Raw genomic sequence first — 17,624 nt, 5'->3', positions numbered from 1 at the left:
CAGGCACGAAACCCGGATTACACTTTCGCTCCATCCGGGCTACGGATGGTGACCTACATCCCGCTCAAACCGCTATCGACCGCCAGCGTCTGCGCGGTGACATAGACGCTTTCATCCGACAGGAAGAACAGCACGGCGTAGGCGATCTCCCAGGCCGTGGCCTGGCGGCCGAAGGGGACGTGGCCCTTGCCGCGATTGGGGCGGCCGGCGCCGGCTTCGCGGCCATTGGGGGTGTCGACGAGGCCGGGATAGACGAGGTTGGCGCGGATGCCGCGGCGCGCGCCGAGATGGGCGATGTTGCGCATCAGGCCGCCAAGCGCGGCTTTCGAGGAGTCATACACCGCCATCTGCGATCCCGCTTTCAGCGCGGCGATCGAGGAGATGAAGACGATCGCGCCGCCATTGTCGAACTTCGGCAGGCCGGCCCGGCAGCACAGCATCGGGCCGCGGACATTGACGTCGTAGATCCTGTTCCACTCCTCCGGGCTGACGTTATCGAGGCCGGTCTTGCCGAAGGTGCCGATGTTCAGCACCATGCCGTCGAGGCCGCCCATGGCGCGGTGGGCTTCGTCGATCATGCGCTGCACGTCGGCTTCGGACGTGACGTCGGCCGTGATGGCAAAGCCCTCGCCGCCTTCGTCGGTGATGTGCTTGACGGTCTGCTGCGCAGAGGTGCGGTTGAGATCGGCGACCGCGACCCTGGCGCCCTCGCGTGCGCACAAGATGCTCATGGCGCGGCCGTTGCCGATCGGATCGGTGGCCGCGTCGAACACGCGCTGGCCGCCGCCGACGATCAGGATGCGGCGTCCCGTCAGGCGCCCCCTGCCCGGCGCTTCGCCAAGCGACTCCGCGCTCGGGGGACGGACGTAACGGTCCGGCTTGCTCTCTGTGTCCGCCATGTCAGCCGCCCTACTTCTTGCCGCCGTCATAGACCGTCATGCCGGCCGCGGGATCGAGATCGGTCTCCGTCGCCTCGGTGAGGCGCGCCATCATCATGTAGAAGCCGAGCGCGACGATGGACTCGACGATCTCCTGGTCGCTGAAATGTTTTCGCGCAGCGGCGAAGATAGCCTCGGGCACGCGGACGTTCTCGACCACCTCGCGGCCGAACTTCAGCAGCGCGCGTTCGGCCTCGCTCAGCGCGGTTGAGTCATAATCGCTGCGTTCGACCGCATCGACCTGCCCCTGCGTGCAGCCGACGCCGAGCGCGATCGGCACGTGCTGGCGCCATTCATAGGCGCCGCCTTCGAGTTGGGCAGCCTGGAGGATCAAGAGCTCGCGGTTGACCGCGCCGAGCTTCTGCTTGTGCAGGATGGAATTGCCGAGCCGCATCGCCGGAATCATGTTGGCCTCGGCATGGGCCATCATGCGAAAGATGTTGAGCTTGACCGGCATGCGGTCGAACGAGGCGCGGATGTCGCCGCTCGTCGTCTCCGGATCAATCAGGGGCAGCCTTGCCACGCGTTTCTCCCTTGGGTTTTCGTTTCTTGTTGTCGTTCGTCCCGCTATCCGCCGCGATCAGCGACAGGAAGAAGGCGAGATAGCGGTCGATCGCCTCGATCACTTTCGGCCGCGGCGAGGGCGCCGCGCCCATCACATAATGTTCGAGGCGGATATAGATCAGGCCCGCCGCGAACAGCCGCGCGGTCTCGCGCGGGTCCGGCGTCGAGACGAGACCCGCAAGCGCAAAACCGCGAAAATAGTCCGTCATCATGCTCTGCTCGCGCGCATAGAAATGGTCGGCGAACTTGGCGCGGATGCCGGGCACGCGGTTACGCTCGGCGGTGATGACCTTCTGGAACTGGTGCTCGCGCGGATCGGACCATTGCTCGACGAGGTCCAATGCAAACTGGCGGCAGAACGCGGCGGGCTGGCGCGCGAGCTGCTTGTAGCGCGGTTCTTCAAGCCTACTCGCCGAACTGGCGGGACCATGCTCGCTGACGATCGCTTCCAGGATCGCAGCCTTGCCGGAGAAGTGATTGTAGAGGCTGCTCTCGCGGATGCCGACGCGGCGGGCGAGCTCGCGCATCGAGGCGCCGCCATAGCCGCTCTGCGCGAACAGATCGAGCGCCTCGGTGAGGATGCGCTCGCGGGTGGTGGGCGCGGCCGCTTCCGCCGCGCTGGTGGTGTGGACAGCCATGACGGCTTGACTAACGAACGATCGTTCGCTAGTCAACCGTACGAACGATCGTTCGTTTCGCCAGTCTGGCGGCAACGGTCGCGGCCCGCAAGTCCGCTTGCCGGCGCTGTTCTCGCGTTTCAACTCCGCCCCTTGAGAGGCGGAGAGCAATTTGGGGAGACAACGTCATGGCGCGCTTTGCCCGCCTTCGCCTGGGTGCGGCCTGCATCCTGTTGCCGCTGCTCGCAGCCGGCGCCGCTTCTGCCCAAAGCAAGTATGATCCCGGCGCCGACGACAAGACCATCAAGATCGGCACCACTGCGCCACTCAGCGGCCCGGTCTCGGCGTTCGCGCAGATCGCGAAATCGGCCGAAGCCTATTTCCGCAAGGTGAACGACGATGGCGGCGTCAACGGGCGGCGCATCCAGATGATCATCGCCGATGACGCTTACAGCCCGCCGAAGACGGTGGAGCAGACACGGCGTCTGGTCGAGAGCGAGGAAGTGCTGCTGATCTTCGGCGGCGTCGGCACGCCGACCAACAGCGCCGTGCACAAATATCTCAACGACCGCAAGGTGCCTCAGCTCTTTCTGGGCTCCGGCGCGGCGAAGTGGGACGACCCGAAGAATTTCCCGTGGACCGTCGGCTGGCAGCCGACCTATCGCGATGAGGCGATCGCCTACGCCAAATACATCAGGGCGAGCCACGCCAATGCGAAGATCGGGGTGCTCTACCAGAACGACGATCTCGGCAAGGACTATCTGAAGGCGCTGGAGGAAGGACTCGGCAGCGGCGAAGCCATTGTCGCGCGCGTGGCCTACGAGACCTCCGCGCCGACCGTGGACACGCAAATTCTCCAGCTCAAGACCGCCGGCGCGGACGTGGTGCTGGTCGCGGCGACGCCGAAGTTTGCGGCGCAGGCGATCCGCAAGATCGGCGAGATCGGCTGGAAGCCCGTGACCATCATCTCCAACGTCTCGGCCTCGATCAGCGGCGTGCTGGAGCCGGCCGGCAAGGACAATTCGACCGGCGTCATCTCCAGCCAGTATCTGAAGGACGCGACCGATCCGGCCAACAAGGACGATGCCGGCTACAAGGAATGGCTGACGTTCATGGACAAATATTTGCCCGACGCCAACAAGAGCGACTGGCTCAACGTCTACGGCTACACCATCGCGCAGACGCTGGTCACGGTGCTGAAGGCGTCCGGCAACGACCTTACCCGCGCCAATGTGATGAAGCAGGCGACGTCGCTCAAGGACGTCAAGCTACCGATGCTGATCAACGGCACCGCGGTGAACAACTCGCCCGGGCATTATACGCCGATGACCAGCCTCCAGCTCATCCGCTTCGACGGCACGCGCTGGGTGCCGTTCGGCGACCTCCTGAAGAACTGAAGCATGCGGGGGTTGCGGATCGGCAGCATGCGGGTCGATCTCGTCAGCGAGATCGCTTCGCTTGCGTTCGACAAGACCTGGCTGTTCGCCAACGTCACCGACGCCGTGATCGCGGAGAACCGGAGCTGGCTCGACCACCGCTATATCGAGCCGGAGACCGGCCGCTTCATCCTCAGCCATCACTCCTATCTCGTGCGGACGCCGCGCTGGACCGCCATCGTCGACACCTGCTGCGGCAATCACAAGAAGCGGCCGCGCGTGCCGGTGTGGAACGATCTGAACCAGCCCTATCTCGACAACATGCGGGCGCTGGGCGTTACGCCAGAAGAGGTCGACTTCGTGATGTGCACGCACCTGCATGTCGATCACGTCGGCTGGAACACGCGGCTCCTCGACGGCCGCTGGGTGCCGAGCTTCCCGAACGCCCGCTATCTGATGGGGCGCGAGGAGTACCGGCACTTCGAGGCCGCACACAATGCCGCGCCAAAGAGCCCGGTGAATCACGGCTCGTTCGAGGATTCCGTGCTGCCGGTGGTCGCAGCCGGCCTTGCCGAGCTGGTCGAGACCGACCATCACCTGTTTGCCGATCGCGACGCCGCCTTGCGCTTCGCGCCGGCGCCCGGGCACACCGCCGGCAACATGCAGATCCACCTCAATGGCGGCCACGATCACGCGGTGATGTCGGGCGACGTCATCCATCATCCGATCCAGTGCGCCGCGCCGTGGCTGTCGAACGCCGCCGATGTCGATCCGGCCGCCGCGGTTGCGACGCGGATGGCGCTGCTGGAGGAGCTTGCGGACACGCCAAGCTATCTGCTCACCGGCCATTTTCCGGCGCCGACCGCGGGACGCGTTGTCAGGCACCGCGATGCCTACAGATTTCGTTTCGAAGATCAGGGAATGCCATCATGATGCTGCGTACCGTCACGCTTTCGTTTCTCGCATTGCTGTCGGCGGCCTTGCCGGCCCAGGCGCAAGATCCAGCCGCCTATCCCACCCGCAAGATCCGCATGCTGTTGCCCTATGCGGCCGGCGGCGGCGGCGACGTGGTCGGCCGGCTGCTCGCCGACAAGATGGGCAAGACGCTCGGGCAGAGCATCTATATCGAGAACCACACGGGCGCTGCCGGCACGCTCGGCACGCAGATGGTCGCGACCTCGCCCAATGACGGCTACACCATCACCGTCGGCGGCATGACCACGCATGTGCTGGCGCCGGCGATCTATCCGAAGCTGCCCTACGATTCGATCAAGGATTTTACGACGATCGGGCGCGTCGGCGTCTCCGCGATCATCCTGGTGGCGACCAAGGACTTTGCCGCCAATGATATCAAGGAACTGGTTGCGCTCGCCAGGAAGGGCCAAGCGATCCAGTACGGCAGCTGGGGTATCGGCTCGACCGGGCAGTTCTGTGCGGAAATCCTGATGCAGCAGACCGGCATCAAGATGGAGCACGTGCCGTTCAACGGCATCGCCAAGCTCGCGGGCGACCTGCTCGGCGGCCACATCTCGCTGGCGACGCTCGACGTGGCGACGGCGACGCCTCTGGTGAAGGACGGCTCGATCAAGGCGCTGGCCGCCTGCGGCGAGCGCTCGCCGAGCCTTCCCGATGTCGCCAGCTACAAGGAACAGGGCGTGCCGTTCGACCGCAGCCTGTCCTGGGCGATGTATGCGCCGGCGGGTCTTGCGCCGCCGATCGCGCAAAAGCTGTCGGCAGCGCTCAAGGACGCGCTCGACGATGCCGAGGTGAAGCAGAAGCTCCTGGGCCTCGGCATCACGCCGCAATTCGTCCCCGGCGACGAGCAGCGCGACATCAACGCCCGCGACATCGCGGCGTGGAAGCAGGTTGCCAAGGACGCAGGGATCGAGGTCAAGTGAATCGCAGAGTTATCGTAAATGAGGGTAAGACGTGGCGGAGAGCTCGCTTGCGGCCATCCTTCGAGACGCCCGCCTGCGGCGGGCCCTCAGGATGAGGTCCCGTTTTGCAGCGAGGTATCAGACCCTCATGGTGAGGAGCCCGCCAAAGCGGGCGTCTCGAACCATGCAGGCCGTGCTCGTCCGCATCCTTCCGCTGCCATATGCGATAGCTTCGAAGTGACCAGAACAGGAGCGCGGGCATGAGCCGCATCTTCGGCGCGGTGCGCCAGAACGGATATGTGGTGCGGGACATCCAGGCCGCGATGAAGCACTGGATCGAAACCATGGGCGTCGGCCCCTGGTACTACATGGACCGCGTCAAGACCGACTGGTTCCGCCATCGTGGCCAGGACTCGGCCGTCGAGATGAGCATTGCACTCGCCAACACCGGCGATCTCCAGATCGAGCTGATCCAGCAGCGCAACGACGCGCCCTCGCTTTATAGAGAGTTTCTGGATGCCGGCCATGAAGGCCTCCAGCATATGTCCTACTGGAGCCACGACTACCAGGTGCTCTACGACAAGGCGCTCGGGCTCGGCTACAGGATCGGCCACGAGGGCCAGATCGGCGGCGACAAGGGCCGCTTTGCCTATTTCGACACGCAGGCGCACCCGGGAACCGTGATCGAGATCTCCGACATCAGCGGCGCCAAGGGTCCGTTCTTCGAAAAAGTCCGGCAGGCGGCCTTGAGCTGGGACGGCTCACGACCGATCCGCGAGGTCGTCACGAAATCGTAACCGCAGGCGCTGCGACGCGGAGAAGCATCCGCGAGCACCAAATAGAAATTGTATTGCGGCCCCGGTCGGATATTCTTTCCGGCATTTCCAGATCCCGGCTTGGGGGCCGTGATGAAGTTCTTTTATCTCTTTGTTCTCGGCGCATTGACGCTTCTTGTCGAGCCGCCCGCGGCGCTTGCCGACCAGCGCATGGCGCTGGTGATGGGCAATTCGGCCTATCAGCGCGCGCCCAAGCTCGCCAACGCCACCAACGATGCGGGCCTTCTGGTCGAGACTTTCAAGAAGGCCGGCTTCACCGTCGTCGATGCGCGCAACGACCTCTCGGCCCAGGACATGCGGCGAACCTTGCGCGATTTCGGTGCCAAGGCGCGCAGCGCCGATATCGCCGTGGTCTATTACGCCGGCCACGGCATCGAGATCGACGGCAACAACTATATCGTTCCGGTCGACGCCCAGCTCGAGAACGACACCGACGTCTATGACGAGACCATCGGGCTCGACCGCATTCTGGTCGCCATCGAGCCGGCGAAACGGCTGCGCCTCGTCATTCTCGATGCCTGCCGCGACAATCCGTTCGCCAGGAACATGAAGCGCACGATGGCCTCGCGCGCGGTCGCACGCGGCCTTGCCAAGGTCGAACCGTCGAGTCCCAACACGCTGGTGGCCTTTGCCGCCAAGGCCGGTCTGACCGCACTCGACGGCGACGGCAAGAACAGCCCGTTCGCGACCGCGCTGGCGCATCACCTCGCAACCCCGGGCCTCGATCTGCGCAAGGCGTTCGGCTATGTCCGCGACGAGGTGCTGCAGGCCACGACCAACAAGCAGGAGCCGTTCATCTACGGCTCGCTCGGCGGCGACGATGTCGTGCTGGCGCCGGCGGCAACGCCCATTGCTCCGCCGCCTGCACCCGTTGCGTCCACCGACACCAGCGCATCGCGCGACTACGAATTTTCCGAGCGTGTCGGCACGGTGGAAGCCTGGGACCTCTACATCGCCGCACATCCGAACGGGTTCTACACCGATCTCGCAAAGGCCCAGCGCAACAAGCTCGCGGCGGCCGTTCGTCCCGCACCAGCGCCAGCTCCGGCTGCCGTCGTGGTCGAAGCCAAGAAGGCACCCTCACCGGTCTTGCCGCCTCCGGAGCCGACAAAACCCGTCACCGCGCCGAAGCTTGCAGCCGCACCTGCCACCGTCGCACCGCTCGCGCTTGCCACGCCACCGGCAAGCGAGACCAAGAGCGTCGCCGCCGTGCCGTCCTCCACCTGCACCACGCGAATGGCGCGGCGCGGCAGCGATGCCGTCGGCGGGCCCTTCATTCCGGTCTCGATCAAGCCCAATGTCGAGGGCGCAAGCGTCCGCGCCATCGCGGTTGCTCCCAACGGACGGGAGATCGCCACCGCCGGCGACGACGGCGCGATCCGGCTGTGGGATGCATCCTCGTTCCGGCAGACGCGCGTGCTGAAGGGACATGCCGGCGCGGTATACGCGCTCGACTACTGGGCCGACAGCACGATGCTCGCCTCCGCCGGATGGGACGGCAAGGTCAAGCTGTGGGATCTCAAGAGCGACGGCCAGAGTCTGACGTTCGATGCCGGCACAAAACAATTCGCGGTCGCGTTCGCGCCGGAGGCCTCGCTCAGATATCTGGCCTCGGCCGGCGAAGACGGCGTCGTGCGGATCTGGAATCTCGGAACGCGCGAGCTTGCCAAGAGCAGGCTCGATCACCAGAGCGGCGATCCCGCGCGCGTGGCGGTGCGCTCGCTGAGCTACGCGCCATCAGGCTCCGGCGAGTTCGTCTCGGCCGGCTTCGATGGCAAGATCAGGTTTCATCGCACCAGCGGCGCCATCGACGCGAAGGATGCCTACGGCCGCAAGGCGCTGCGCGTGGCCTATTCGCCCGACGGGACACGAATCGTCACCGCCGGCTCCGATGCGGAACTCGGCTCCGCGAAGATCTTCGACGTCAGAACCGGCGCATCGCGACTGCTCGCCGGCCACCGCGACTACGTGGTGTCGGCGAGCTGGTCGGCGGACAGCAAACGCATCGTCACGGGCGGTGGCGGGCGCGACAAGTCGGTGAATTTGTGGGACGCCGAGAGCGGCCGCCTGCTCGCAAGCTTTGCGGGCCATCAGGAAGACGTCGAGGCGGTCGCGTTCTTCCCGGGCGGCACGCGGCTGATCTCCGCGAGCGAGGACAAGACCATCAAGGTCTGGGACATCGCCGAACGCCGCATGCTGCTCACCGCCATCGGCTTCGGCGACGACGGCTATGTCAGCTACACGCCCGAAGGCTGTTACGCCGGATCGAGCGGCGTCGAAAGCCGGCTTAGCATCTCCAGCGGCAGCCGCTTCGAGCCGATGTCGCTGGAGGCGCGCAAGGCGATGCAGGAACCGGCGGGCTTCACCTCCCTGCTGGGGCGGTAATCGGCAATCCGTGGTAATGTGAGCCTCGTGTCCGAACCTTCAGCGAGGCAAGCATGTCCAGCACTGACAAGGTTTTCGCCGGCTCGATCCCGAAGCTCTACGACGAATATCTGGTCCCGATGATCTTCTCCGTCTATGCGGAGGACATCGCAAGACGGGTCGCGGCGCGCTCTCCTACCGTGCTGCTCGAGATCGCGGCGGGCACCGGCGCGGTGACGCGCGCAGTGGCAGCGGCGCTGCCGCGCGGCATCCGCTACGTCGCGACCGACCTCAACGAGCCGATGCTCGCGGTCGCGGCGCAGCGCCAGGCGGATGACGACCGCATCGCGTGGCGCCAGGCGGACGGCATGGCCCTGCCCTTTGGCAACGCCGAATTCGACCTGGTCTGCTGCCAGTTCGGCGCGATGTTCTTTCCGGATCGCGTCAAGGCATATGGGGAAGTCAAGCGCGTCCTGAAGGGCGACGGCACGTTCGTGTTCAACGTCTGGGACCGCATCGAGGACAATGTGCTGACGCATGAGGCGACAATTGCGCTCGGCAAGATGTTTCCCGACGATCCGCCCCGCTTCATGATCCGGACGCCGCACGGCTATCACGACAGGGACGTCATCAGGACCGACCTCGAACGTGCGGGCTTCCGCGACATAGCGATCGAAACACGAACTGAAATCAGCCGTGCACCCTCGGCGGAGTATGTCGCGATCGCGCTGTGCCAGGGCACGCCGCTGCGCAACGAGATCGAGGCCAGGGACGCCAGCAAGCTTCAGGCCGCGACCGACCTCGTGGCCGAGGCACTCCGAGCCCGCCACGGGCTAGGGGCAATCGAGGGCAAGATCCAGGCGATCGTGATCGAAGCGCGGTAGTTGCAGGAGGGCGTCAGCCCCTGTGCCCTACCAGAAGCTCCGCTGCATCGGCTGCTGCGGCTGATAATACTGGTACTGGCCACCGCGCTGGCGGCGCGGATTGACCGGCTGGGGATTGGGATCGCGCTGCCCAAAGAAGAAACCACCAAAACCGTTGCCGCCCCAGCCGTCGTCGCTTGCCATTTCCATCGGCGGCGGCGCGGTCGGCTTCCGGGTGATGAAGCCGCCCTGCGGATGGTTGCTCAGCACCGCCACGAACTCGGTGCGGTAGTTGGTCTCGGCGCTCAGCGGCTCGTCCGAGATGACGATGGACGAGCGCGGCAATGCGGTCGGCCCGATACGATCCCACACCTCCTGCGGGATGGTGACGCGATCGAGCGCGTCCTTGGCATCGTCGCCGCTTTCGATCGTGACCACGCTCCAGCGCAGGCCGGTATCGGTCTTCGCCATCGCGGTGAAGATATGCGTGCCGAGCGGCTGGTCCGGATTGCGGATGGTGACGGGAACTTCGATGCTGGTGTCGAACACTTCGCCGCCGCCATCGGGCGCCGGCTTGTGCGTGTTCCGCCGCACATAGAGTTTTTGCGTCGCGCGGCTGATGTAAACGGAGACCGGCTCCAGCGCGAGCTTGGCATCGGTCGCTGCCGTTACGGCCTCGGCCTTTTTGGTCGCCGCGACCTTGGCGGCTTCCTTCGTGGCGGCGACAGCGTCACGCTTCGGCTGCGCGGCGGCCTTGGCGGCATCGAGCGCCGACGCAGCATCGGCCGCCTTGGTGGCGACCTTCTGCTTCAGCTCCTCGGCCTGCGCCCGGGCCTGATCGGTCTTGGCGGCAGCGACCTTCTTGTCGGCGAAGGCGAGCTCGGAATCGGCCTTGGCCTTCTGCTGTTCCAGCTTGCGCAGCGATGCCGGAAGCGACGCCGCCTCCTTCGCGGCTGCGGCCGCAGCCTTCTTGGCCTCGGCGGCAGCCTGGGTCGCCTGCTCGGCTTCAGCGGAGAGCTTGTCGGCACGGCTCGGCACCGCCGCGATGGCCTCCCGCTTCGGCACGAACAGCGAGGGATGGGTAAAATCGATCGGAGCCGCGTCGTTCGGCGAGATGATCACCCGCATCCCGATATTGGTCTTGTCGAACAGGCCCTCGGCGAAGTTGAAGGGCATGCGCACGCAGCCATGCGAGGCGGCATAGCCGGGCAGCGGCCCGCCATGCAGCGCGATGCCATTCCAGGTGATGCGCTGCATGTTCGGCATCCAGGCATCGTCATACATGGTCGAGCGGTGATCCTTGTCCTTCTCGACGATGGCGAAGACCCCGGCCGGCGTCTCGCGGCCGGTGGTGCCGGTCGAGACCGGCGCGCGGAGAATCCAGCCGTCGGCATCGTAGAAGGTGACCTGCTGGCTCTTGATCGACACGATCGCCATGATCGGCTCGCCCGCCTCGCGCGGCGCCACGGCCTCGGCCGGCTGGCGCGCCTGCTTGGCCGCGGTCGCCGGGCCCACTGCCGCAAAAGCGAGCATCGCCGCCAGGGTCACAAGTCCGGGAGGCCCCCAACGCCGCATCGCCACGGTGGATTGCGCCGTTGTCATCAGGTTTCTCATGCCATCCTCGGTCGAAATGCCAATCCGCCGGTCATATCAGATTGCGATCTTTGGATTAAGAAATCGCAGCCACCCTTCCGGCCGATTGCGGGAACATCCGGCGCGTTCAGGGGACAAATCTCTCATATACGACAGCCCGCGCGGGCGAAAGGGCGGCCGCGGCCGAGGGCTTCATCCGCTGGTCGCTGGACGCCGGAAAATCACAGGCCGAAACGCTCAACCGTTCCGTTGCCGCCGGCGCCGGGAGCTGTTCGGCGATGCCGGCGAAGGTGTCACCGACGGCCGACGGACCGGCCAGCCTCTCCAAAGGAGACGAGCCGCAGCCGCCCCTCATCCCACAAGGCCAGCCGCACGGTCCGCAAACTCTGGAGCAGCGTTATCCGCCCGATTCCAGCGAGCTGCGGATGGTCGCGCAGCACATCCGACAACCGATAGCTGGGAATCCGACTGGACAAATGATGGATGTGGTGGACGCCGATATTTGCCGTGAACCAGCGCAGGACACCCGGCAAGTGGTAATGGGAACTGCCGTGCAGCGCAGCGTCGTGAAAATTCCAGGTCTCGCCATTGGACCAGTATGTGTGCTCGAACTGGTGCTGGACGTAAAACAGCCAGACGCCGATCGACGCCGCCAGAACAATGATCGGCAGATGTACGAGCAGCAGCGGCCCGTAACCGACCAGCCAGATCATGGCGGCGACGAGAACCGCGATCGCGGAGTTCGTGCCCATTGTGCTCAGCCAGGGCTTCCAGCCGCCGCGCATCATCCCGAGCGGCAATCGATGCTTCAGGATGAACAGATACGAGGGACCTACGCCAAACATCACCATGGGATGCCGATACAAACGATACAGCGTCCGGCGCCATCGCGGCTGCGCGAGAAACTCGCGCACGGTCAACGTATCGATGTCGCCCAGGCCCCTGTGATCGAGATTGCCGGAGCCGGCATGATGGTGTGCATGGTTATGCCGCCAGTAACCGTAGGGCGTCAGTGTCATCACACCGATGGCCCGGCCGACCCAATCGTTCGCAACGCGGCCGCGGAAGAACGAGCCGTGTCCGCAATCGTGCTGGATCATGAAGAGGCGGACCAGCAGGCCCGCCGCCGGCACCTCGAGCAGCAGAGCCAGCCAGTAGCCATGGTCGAGAGCGGCCCAGATCAGAGCCCAGATGACGAGGAACGGCACCGCCGTGATCGCCAGCTCGAGGACACCGCGCGCACTGTCGGGCTCGCGATAACGGGCGAGCAACTGCGCCGATGCGCGGATTTCCGGCGTCCTTTGAATCATGACTGCTCTGCTCCTGAAAATGCCCGCCTTGAGAGGCACGGTCGCTGCCCACGGCCGCCTGCGGCCGTTGTGCCCCGTGCATTCTCATATTGATCCGTGCCTGGATATCGGGCCGGGCGACCTTGCTCACGCCAAGAGCCTGCGCTCCCGCCGGCTGCACAATACCCCGCGACCGAGGCCGAAAGCCAGCACTACCATCCTGTCATCAGCAGGCGGCGGGCATATTGCCGGCCGGCCCGCGATTTTTCGGGATGTGAGCGATATTGAACGGTGGCCGCCTCCGGAGCGCGGCATCGCAGCCGGCGAATCGGCTAATGTCCGCGGCGGCCCCGGGGCAGCGCCGCCGCAGCCTCGCGAGACAGCGCGGCTAGACGCCCAGCGCCTTCCGATTGAACGTTCTCAGGAAGCGCAGGGACAGTGTCCGTATATTCGCGACGTTCAGCAGCCATGCCGCGGCGGCGTAAGCGAGACCGCCGGCAAGGCTCACGACGATGAGCGGAACGAGGCCGGAACCATTGACCTGGGATCGCGCGACAAGGATCGCAGCCGCCATCGCCGCCGCGGACACAGCGACGCCGGCGAGGCGGCTAACGTCGAACGGCACGGGATGGGCGCGGTGCATCAGGACGATCGCGACGACGAAGCCGAGCGCCTCGGTCGCGAGCGTCGCCAGCGCCGCACCATAGAGGCCGTAGCCCGCGACCAGCGCGAACATCAGCGCCACGCTCACCGCCAGCGTCAGGAAGGACTGCGCCGCCAGCATGAAGGGTCGCTCGGCGAGCTGAAAGCTGATCTGGACGTAGAACTGGTTGGCGATGCCGAAGAAGCGGGCGAGCACCAGGATCGGCAGCAGCGCCGACACGCCGGCGCGGAAATCGACGCCGACGAGCGTGCCTGCGACCTGATCGGCCGCGAGCGCCAGCCAGATCGCGACGGGCGCGACGACGACAAGCAGCAGTTCGAGGCTCTCGCTCAGCCGCTCGCGTGTCGTCTCGTTGTTCTTCTCAGATAGCGACCGGAATACCAGCGGCACGGTCGCCGCAGCAACGCTCGAGGCGATCATGACCATGAACTGCCGCGGCAGATCGGCGGCGACGCCAAAGATGCCGGCGGCGTCCCTGCCGAGCAGGTAGGCGACGATCAGACGATCGCAGGTCGAGTACAGCGCGACCGAGAGGCCGGCGAGCGTCAGCGGCAGGCCATAGCGCGCCAGCTGCATGAACTGGCTGCGCTCGAAGCGTGCGATCCTGGTGCGGTCGCCGACGAGGTTGAGAATGATGCCGGTGAGTGAGCCGAGGCCGAACGCCGCGAGCAGGCCCATGCCGCCCCAGCCGAGCCAGATGCCGACAAGGCCGAAGCCAACGCTCGACACGCTGCGCACGATCGAAATCGCCGCGAAGCGATAGGGCCGCAGCTTGGCGCGCTCGAACTCCTGGCCGACGTCGACCGCATTGGCCATGATCGCGACGAACATGCTGGCGAGCAGCAGCTCGACGCTGACATCGCTGCGGAACAGAAAGACCAGCGGGGTCGTGGCGCAGAGCACCGCGACCGTGAGCCCGAAGGCGACCATCGCGGTGCCGCGAAAATCCACTTCCGCCGACATCGCCTGATAGCGCGACACCGACAGCTTGATCCAGGCGAAGAAGATCGCGCCCAGAATGCCGGCCAGGCTGATGCCGACGACATAGACGCCGTATTCGGCGGGCGTCAGCAGCCGCGTATAGGCGGTGACGGCGAAGAAGCCCACCGCGGCGGGCAGGATGTAGGCGACGAGATAGATCGAGAAATGGCGGTTCAGCATGCGGGCACGGGACCGGAAGCGGTCTTGCGAGTTTTGCGGCCGTTGATCAGTTGGACCTTGGCGTGACGATCCGAGGCCTGGCAATCGGACTGCGGCGCAGCATCCCCGAAGAGTGTCACATAAGTCTGCAGATCGGTCCGCGAATGGGGCGTTGCGGCGGATTTCGCGCGTTAGCGTTAAATTTGCCCTTTCCTTGAACGGGCCGCCGCGATCACCGAAAAGAAACCATGATTTCAAAACGTCCTCCGACGTTTTTCAGTGCCTGGACGTGATCAAGATGGACGTTGTCGAGCGTATACGGGCAAACCCGGCTCTGCTGCCGCACGGCGGCATTGACGCGCCCCTGGTTCCGGCGGAACCGGGCGGCGGTGAGCGGATGACGCTCAACCTGTTCTTCGAGGAACGGGACGACCGCTGGTTTCCGGGCGACCGCCACATCCGGCCGCTGCTGCGGCGGATGCTGCTCGGCAAGTCCTGGATCAGCGGCCAGCGGCGCGTGTTCCTCAATCTCTGCGCCGGCCTCGACCGGGTCGGCATCCCCTACCGCATCAACGATTACGGCTACATCCGCAGGCATCCGGACGAGCTCGCCTGCATCATCGGGCGGCCGTTCGTGCTGGACTGGTTCGCATGGAAGAACCCGCTCCTGCTCGGCGTCGCCATGTACAACCACCCGGTCGAAGTGCCGGAGCATCTCGAAGATCTGCACACCAAGACCGTCCTGGTGCCGTGCAGCTGGTACGCCGAGATGTGCCGGCCCTACTGGCCGCATGTCGAGATCTGGCCGGTCGGCATCGAGACCGATCTGTGGACGCCTGCGCCAATTGCGCAGAAGAGCGTCGACGTGCTGCTCTACGACAAGGTGCGCTGGGAGCACGACCGCTATGATGCGGAGCTGATCGAGCCGATCAAGCGGCATCTCGAGGCCCGCGGCCACACAGTCGAAATCATCAGCTACGGCCACTACAAGGAAGACGACTACAAGGCAGCGCTGGCGCGTTGCCACAGCATGGTTTTCCTGTGCGAGCACGAGAGCCAGGGCATCGCCTGCCAGCAGGCGCTGTCGAGCGGCGTTCCCGTGTTCGCCTGGGATCGCGGCGGGCCGTGGCAGGATCCCCAGTATTTCCCGCACAGGGTCAGATACGAGGGCGGCGTGTCCTCGGTGCCCTATTTCGACGCACGTTGCGGCGCGACTTTCGCCGATGCGGACGGCTTTATCGCCGCGTGGGGCGACTTCTGGTCGCATGCGAGTGCCGGCGACTTCGCACCTCGCGACTATGTGATGGAAAATCTGACGCTCGAGAAAGGCGCGCTTCATTATTACGCGATTGCCGAGGCGGTCTTGCAGCGCCAGACCGGCTGACGACGAGAGTTAACCCAACCATCGGAAACCCCGGCGTTGCGGGGCGCTGCTTGGTACGATGGCGCGTTGCTTCCCGAAGGAACGCCGCAATTGGTCAAGCTCGACAGACGCGAATTTCTCCTCGGCAGCGCCGCGACGCTCGCGGCGGGCGCATCCGCGTCAGCCTTGCCGGCGTCGAAACTCGCCAAGCGCCGCCCGGGCTTTGGCGCGGCTGCGACACTGTGGGATCTGCAAGCCGATCCGCGGCTCGGCGAAGCGATCAGCACCTATTGCACGCAGGTGGTGCCGGTGCTCGAGCTGAAATGGCCGATGCTGCGGCCGAACGCACACACGTTCAACTTCGAGCGCGCGGACGCGATTTTGGACTTTGCCCGGGACAACGATCTGACCATGCGCGGCCACGCGCTGGCCTGGTATCACGACATTCCGGACTGGACCAAGCAGATCAAGGACAGCAAGGGCGTCGAGCGCGCTTACGTCGACCACATCGGCACCGTCGTATCCTATTACAAGGACAAGCTGACGTCGTGGGACGTCGTCAACGAACCGATCCCGGACAATCCCAGGAAGATCACCGACCGGCGCGACACGTTCTGGACACAGCACCTGGGCAAAGGCTGGATTCCGCTGGCGTTCCGCACCGCGGCCGCGGCCGATCCCTACGTCAAGCTCGCGATCAACGAATATGACATCGAGTCGGCAAAGGACTCGTTCATTGCCAAGCGGGCAGCCTACCGCCACCTCATCATGGAGCTGCTCGACCAGGGCGTTCCGCTGCACGCCGTGGGATTGCAATCGCATCTGCATGCCGAGCTCGAGATCGACACGCATGGGCTCGCCGCGTTCGTCACCGAGCTGCGGTCCTGGGGGCTCGAGGTGTACGTCACCGAGCTCGATGTCGACGACCAGAAGCTGACGGGCAATCCGGCCGAACGCGACGCCGTCGTCGCCAAGCGTGTCGACGATCTGCTGACGGCGATCTCGACCAGTGGGCCGGTGCGCTCGATCCTGACCTGGGGCCTCTCGGACCGCTACAGCTGGATCAACGGCACCTTCGCCCGCGCCGACAAGCAGCCAAACCGTCCCCTGCCGCTCGACGGCGAGTTCAAGCCAAAGCCGTTCATGGACGTGATCAGCAAGTTCACGAAGGACGTTTAACGCGGAGCCTGGCGCGTTCGCACTTCGATTCCGGCCTCATCGCCGACATGGTCGGGCGACAGGCTCGGGCCGCGACGATCGCGCGAGCTGAGACGGAACACATCGCGGATGTCGTCGATCGAGGTCGACGAATAGGACTGGATGCAGAGCGCGACCTGCTCGGGCGAGGCGGCCCGCATCAGCGCCTCGATGGCCGGACGATCGAGGCGCGTATCGTCCCAATGCGAGACGGCGATGCTGTCCTCGGTGACCCGATGCCGCGCCAGATGGTCCGGCGAGTTCGCGACGAAGTTTCCGTACAGCAGATACTCGGAGAATTTCTTCTTCCGGCACAGCGCCAGGGCCCAGCTCAGGCCGGTCGCCGACTTGATGGAATCGGTCATCGCCCGCGCGGCATCCTTGTCCCAGACCAGCGCGTTGCCGACATAGTCGTCTGCCGGGAACGCGCGCTGCCTGATACCGAGGAGCTGATCGACGGTGCGGAGCCACAGCACATGCAGGGGGTGGTCGGCGTCGATCCCCTTTGGCGTGACGAACAGCGGCGTTGTCTCGCCGCCGGCATATTGGCCGACGTCGAACTCGCGGAAGAACAGATTGTCCGAGTCCAGGATGCAGACGCGCTGCTCGGGCGCGTTGAGGACGCCGGCGATCTTGAGGATCTGCTGGATGTGCCAGCCGTGCACGGGTGACGACAGCAGCGATACCCAGACCCGGCGATTGCTGATGAACTGAAGCGCCGGCGGCAGCGCGAAGAGCCATTTCGGCAGGTAGCGCGAGGCCGGAACGATGACGCGCTTGTCGGACGCGAACCGCGCGAACAGCGGCAAGTCGTCATCGTTAACGAGAACATAATGCCGCGTGTATCCCGTCAGCCAGGTGTCGATGCTCTCGCTGAGCAGCGAAAAGCGTTCGATATCCTTGGCATAGCTGGCAGTCAGCAGTGCAACGGAATGCATGGAGC

Annotated in this window: 15 protein-coding genes; 8 read left to right on the top strand and 7 right to left on the bottom strand. The window is 65.2% G+C overall.

The genetic code is table 11. The features are described 5' to 3' along the window. Nucleotides 1–53: 53 nt before the first annotated feature. The 3 genes from PMI42_RS31620 to PMI42_RS31610 are packed head-to-tail and all read right to left on the bottom strand — an operon-like array spanning nucleotide 54 to nucleotide 2,140. On the bottom strand, nucleotides 54–899 hold the full coding sequence (locus PMI42_RS31620) for an SDR family NAD(P)-dependent oxidoreductase (protein WP_008142514.1): 846 nt from the start codon (nucleotides 897–899) through the stop codon (nucleotides 54–56). Between the two features lie 10 nt (nucleotides 900–909). Next, the gene (locus tag PMI42_RS31615; RefSeq protein WP_008142512.1) at nucleotides 910–1,461 is read right to left on the bottom strand and encodes a carboxymuconolactone decarboxylase family protein; all 552 of its coding nucleotides are present in this window, start codon (nucleotides 1,459–1,461) and stop codon (nucleotides 910–912) included. Further along, nucleotides 1,439–2,140 (bottom strand): TetR/AcrR family transcriptional regulator, encoded by a 702-nt coding sequence (locus PMI42_RS31610; RefSeq protein ID WP_008142511.1) that lies wholly within the window; start codon nucleotides 2,138–2,140, stop codon nucleotides 1,439–1,441. The genes PMI42_RS31615 and PMI42_RS31610 overlap by 23 nt, the downstream gene beginning before the upstream one ends. Before the next feature lie 167 nt (nucleotides 2,141–2,307). On the opposite strand from PMI42_RS31610, the gene PMI42_RS31605 reads away from it, so the two are divergent. The 6 genes from PMI42_RS31605 to PMI42_RS31580 all read left to right on the top strand — a co-directional run bounded on the left by PMI42_RS31605 (nucleotide 2,308) and on the right by PMI42_RS31580 (nucleotide 9,456). Next, complete coding sequence (locus PMI42_RS31605) at nucleotides 2,308–3,516, top strand: ABC transporter substrate-binding protein (RefSeq protein ID WP_008142510.1); 1,209 nt, start codon at nucleotides 2,308–2,310, stop codon at nucleotides 3,514–3,516. A 3-nt stretch (nucleotides 3,517–3,519) separates the two neighbouring features. Beyond that, nucleotides 3,520–4,428, top strand: coding sequence for an MBL fold metallo-hydrolase (locus tag PMI42_RS31600; RefSeq protein WP_035967187.1), 909 nt, complete (start codon nucleotides 3,520–3,522; stop codon nucleotides 4,426–4,428). Further along, the gene (locus tag PMI42_RS31595) at nucleotides 4,425–5,393 is read left to right on the top strand and encodes a Bug family tripartite tricarboxylate transporter substrate binding protein (RefSeq protein ID WP_008142508.1); all 969 of its coding nucleotides are present in this window, start codon (nucleotides 4,425–4,427) and stop codon (nucleotides 5,391–5,393) included. The genes PMI42_RS31600 and PMI42_RS31595 overlap by 4 nt, the downstream gene beginning before the upstream one ends. A 239-nt stretch (nucleotides 5,394–5,632) precedes the next feature. Beyond that, complete coding sequence (locus PMI42_RS31590) at nucleotides 5,633–6,169, top strand: VOC family protein (protein WP_008142507.1); 537 nt, start codon at nucleotides 5,633–5,635, stop codon at nucleotides 6,167–6,169. Nucleotides 6,170–6,280: 111 nt separating this feature from the next. Beyond that, the gene (locus PMI42_RS37590) at nucleotides 6,281–8,593 is read left to right on the top strand and encodes a caspase family protein (protein WP_008142505.1); all 2,313 of its coding nucleotides are present in this window, start codon (nucleotides 6,281–6,283) and stop codon (nucleotides 8,591–8,593) included. A gap of 53 nt (nucleotides 8,594–8,646) precedes the next feature. After that, nucleotides 8,647–9,456, top strand: coding sequence for a class I SAM-dependent methyltransferase (locus PMI42_RS31580; protein ID WP_008142503.1), 810 nt, complete (start codon nucleotides 8,647–8,649; stop codon nucleotides 9,454–9,456). 27 nt (nucleotides 9,457–9,483) lie between these two features. Here the strand turns inward: PMI42_RS31580 and PMI42_RS31575 are convergent, their stop codons facing one another. From PMI42_RS31575 to PMI42_RS31565, 3 genes are all read right to left on the bottom strand, one after another. Next, nucleotides 9,484–11,049 (bottom strand): L,D-transpeptidase, encoded by a 1,566-nt coding sequence (locus PMI42_RS31575; RefSeq protein ID WP_008142502.1) that lies wholly within the window; start codon nucleotides 11,047–11,049, stop codon nucleotides 9,484–9,486. A 272-nt stretch (nucleotides 11,050–11,321) separates the two neighbouring features. Then, complete coding sequence (locus PMI42_RS31570) at nucleotides 11,322–12,338, bottom strand: fatty acid desaturase (RefSeq protein WP_008142500.1); 1,017 nt, start codon at nucleotides 12,336–12,338, stop codon at nucleotides 11,322–11,324. 367 nt (nucleotides 12,339–12,705) lie between these two features. Continuing rightward, complete coding sequence (locus PMI42_RS31565; RefSeq protein ID WP_008142498.1) at nucleotides 12,706–14,142, bottom strand: lipopolysaccharide biosynthesis protein; 1,437 nt, start codon at nucleotides 14,140–14,142, stop codon at nucleotides 12,706–12,708. Between the two features lie 277 nt (nucleotides 14,143–14,419). On the opposite strand from PMI42_RS31565, the gene PMI42_RS31560 reads away from it, so the two are divergent. After that, nucleotides 14,420–15,505 carry a glycosyltransferase gene (locus PMI42_RS31560; protein ID WP_008142497.1) on the top strand — a complete coding sequence of 362 codons (1,086 nt, stop codon included), beginning with the start codon at nucleotides 14,420–14,422 and terminating at the stop codon, nucleotides 15,503–15,505. A 90-nt stretch (nucleotides 15,506–15,595) separates the two neighbouring features. Next, a complete protein-coding gene (locus PMI42_RS31555; RefSeq protein ID WP_008142496.1) occupies nucleotides 15,596–16,663 on the top strand; it encodes an endo-1,4-beta-xylanase in 1,068 nt (355 codons plus the stop codon). Here the strand turns inward: PMI42_RS31555 and PMI42_RS31550 are convergent. Further along, nucleotides 16,660–17,619: a DUF6492 family protein gene (locus PMI42_RS31550; protein ID WP_008142495.1), complete on the bottom strand. Its 960-nt coding sequence runs from the start codon at nucleotides 17,617–17,619 to the stop codon at nucleotides 16,660–16,662. The two genes, PMI42_RS31555 and PMI42_RS31550, sit on opposite strands and share 4 nt — an antisense overlap. Nucleotides 17,620–17,624: the final 5 nt, after the last annotated feature.

Source organism: Bradyrhizobium sp. YR681 (assembly GCF_000282615.1).
Classification (GTDB): Bacteria; Pseudomonadota; Alphaproteobacteria; order Rhizobiales; family Xanthobacteraceae; genus Bradyrhizobium.
Note: the sequence above shows the minus strand (reverse complement) of the source record. Positions and strands in the feature narration are given on the sequence as shown.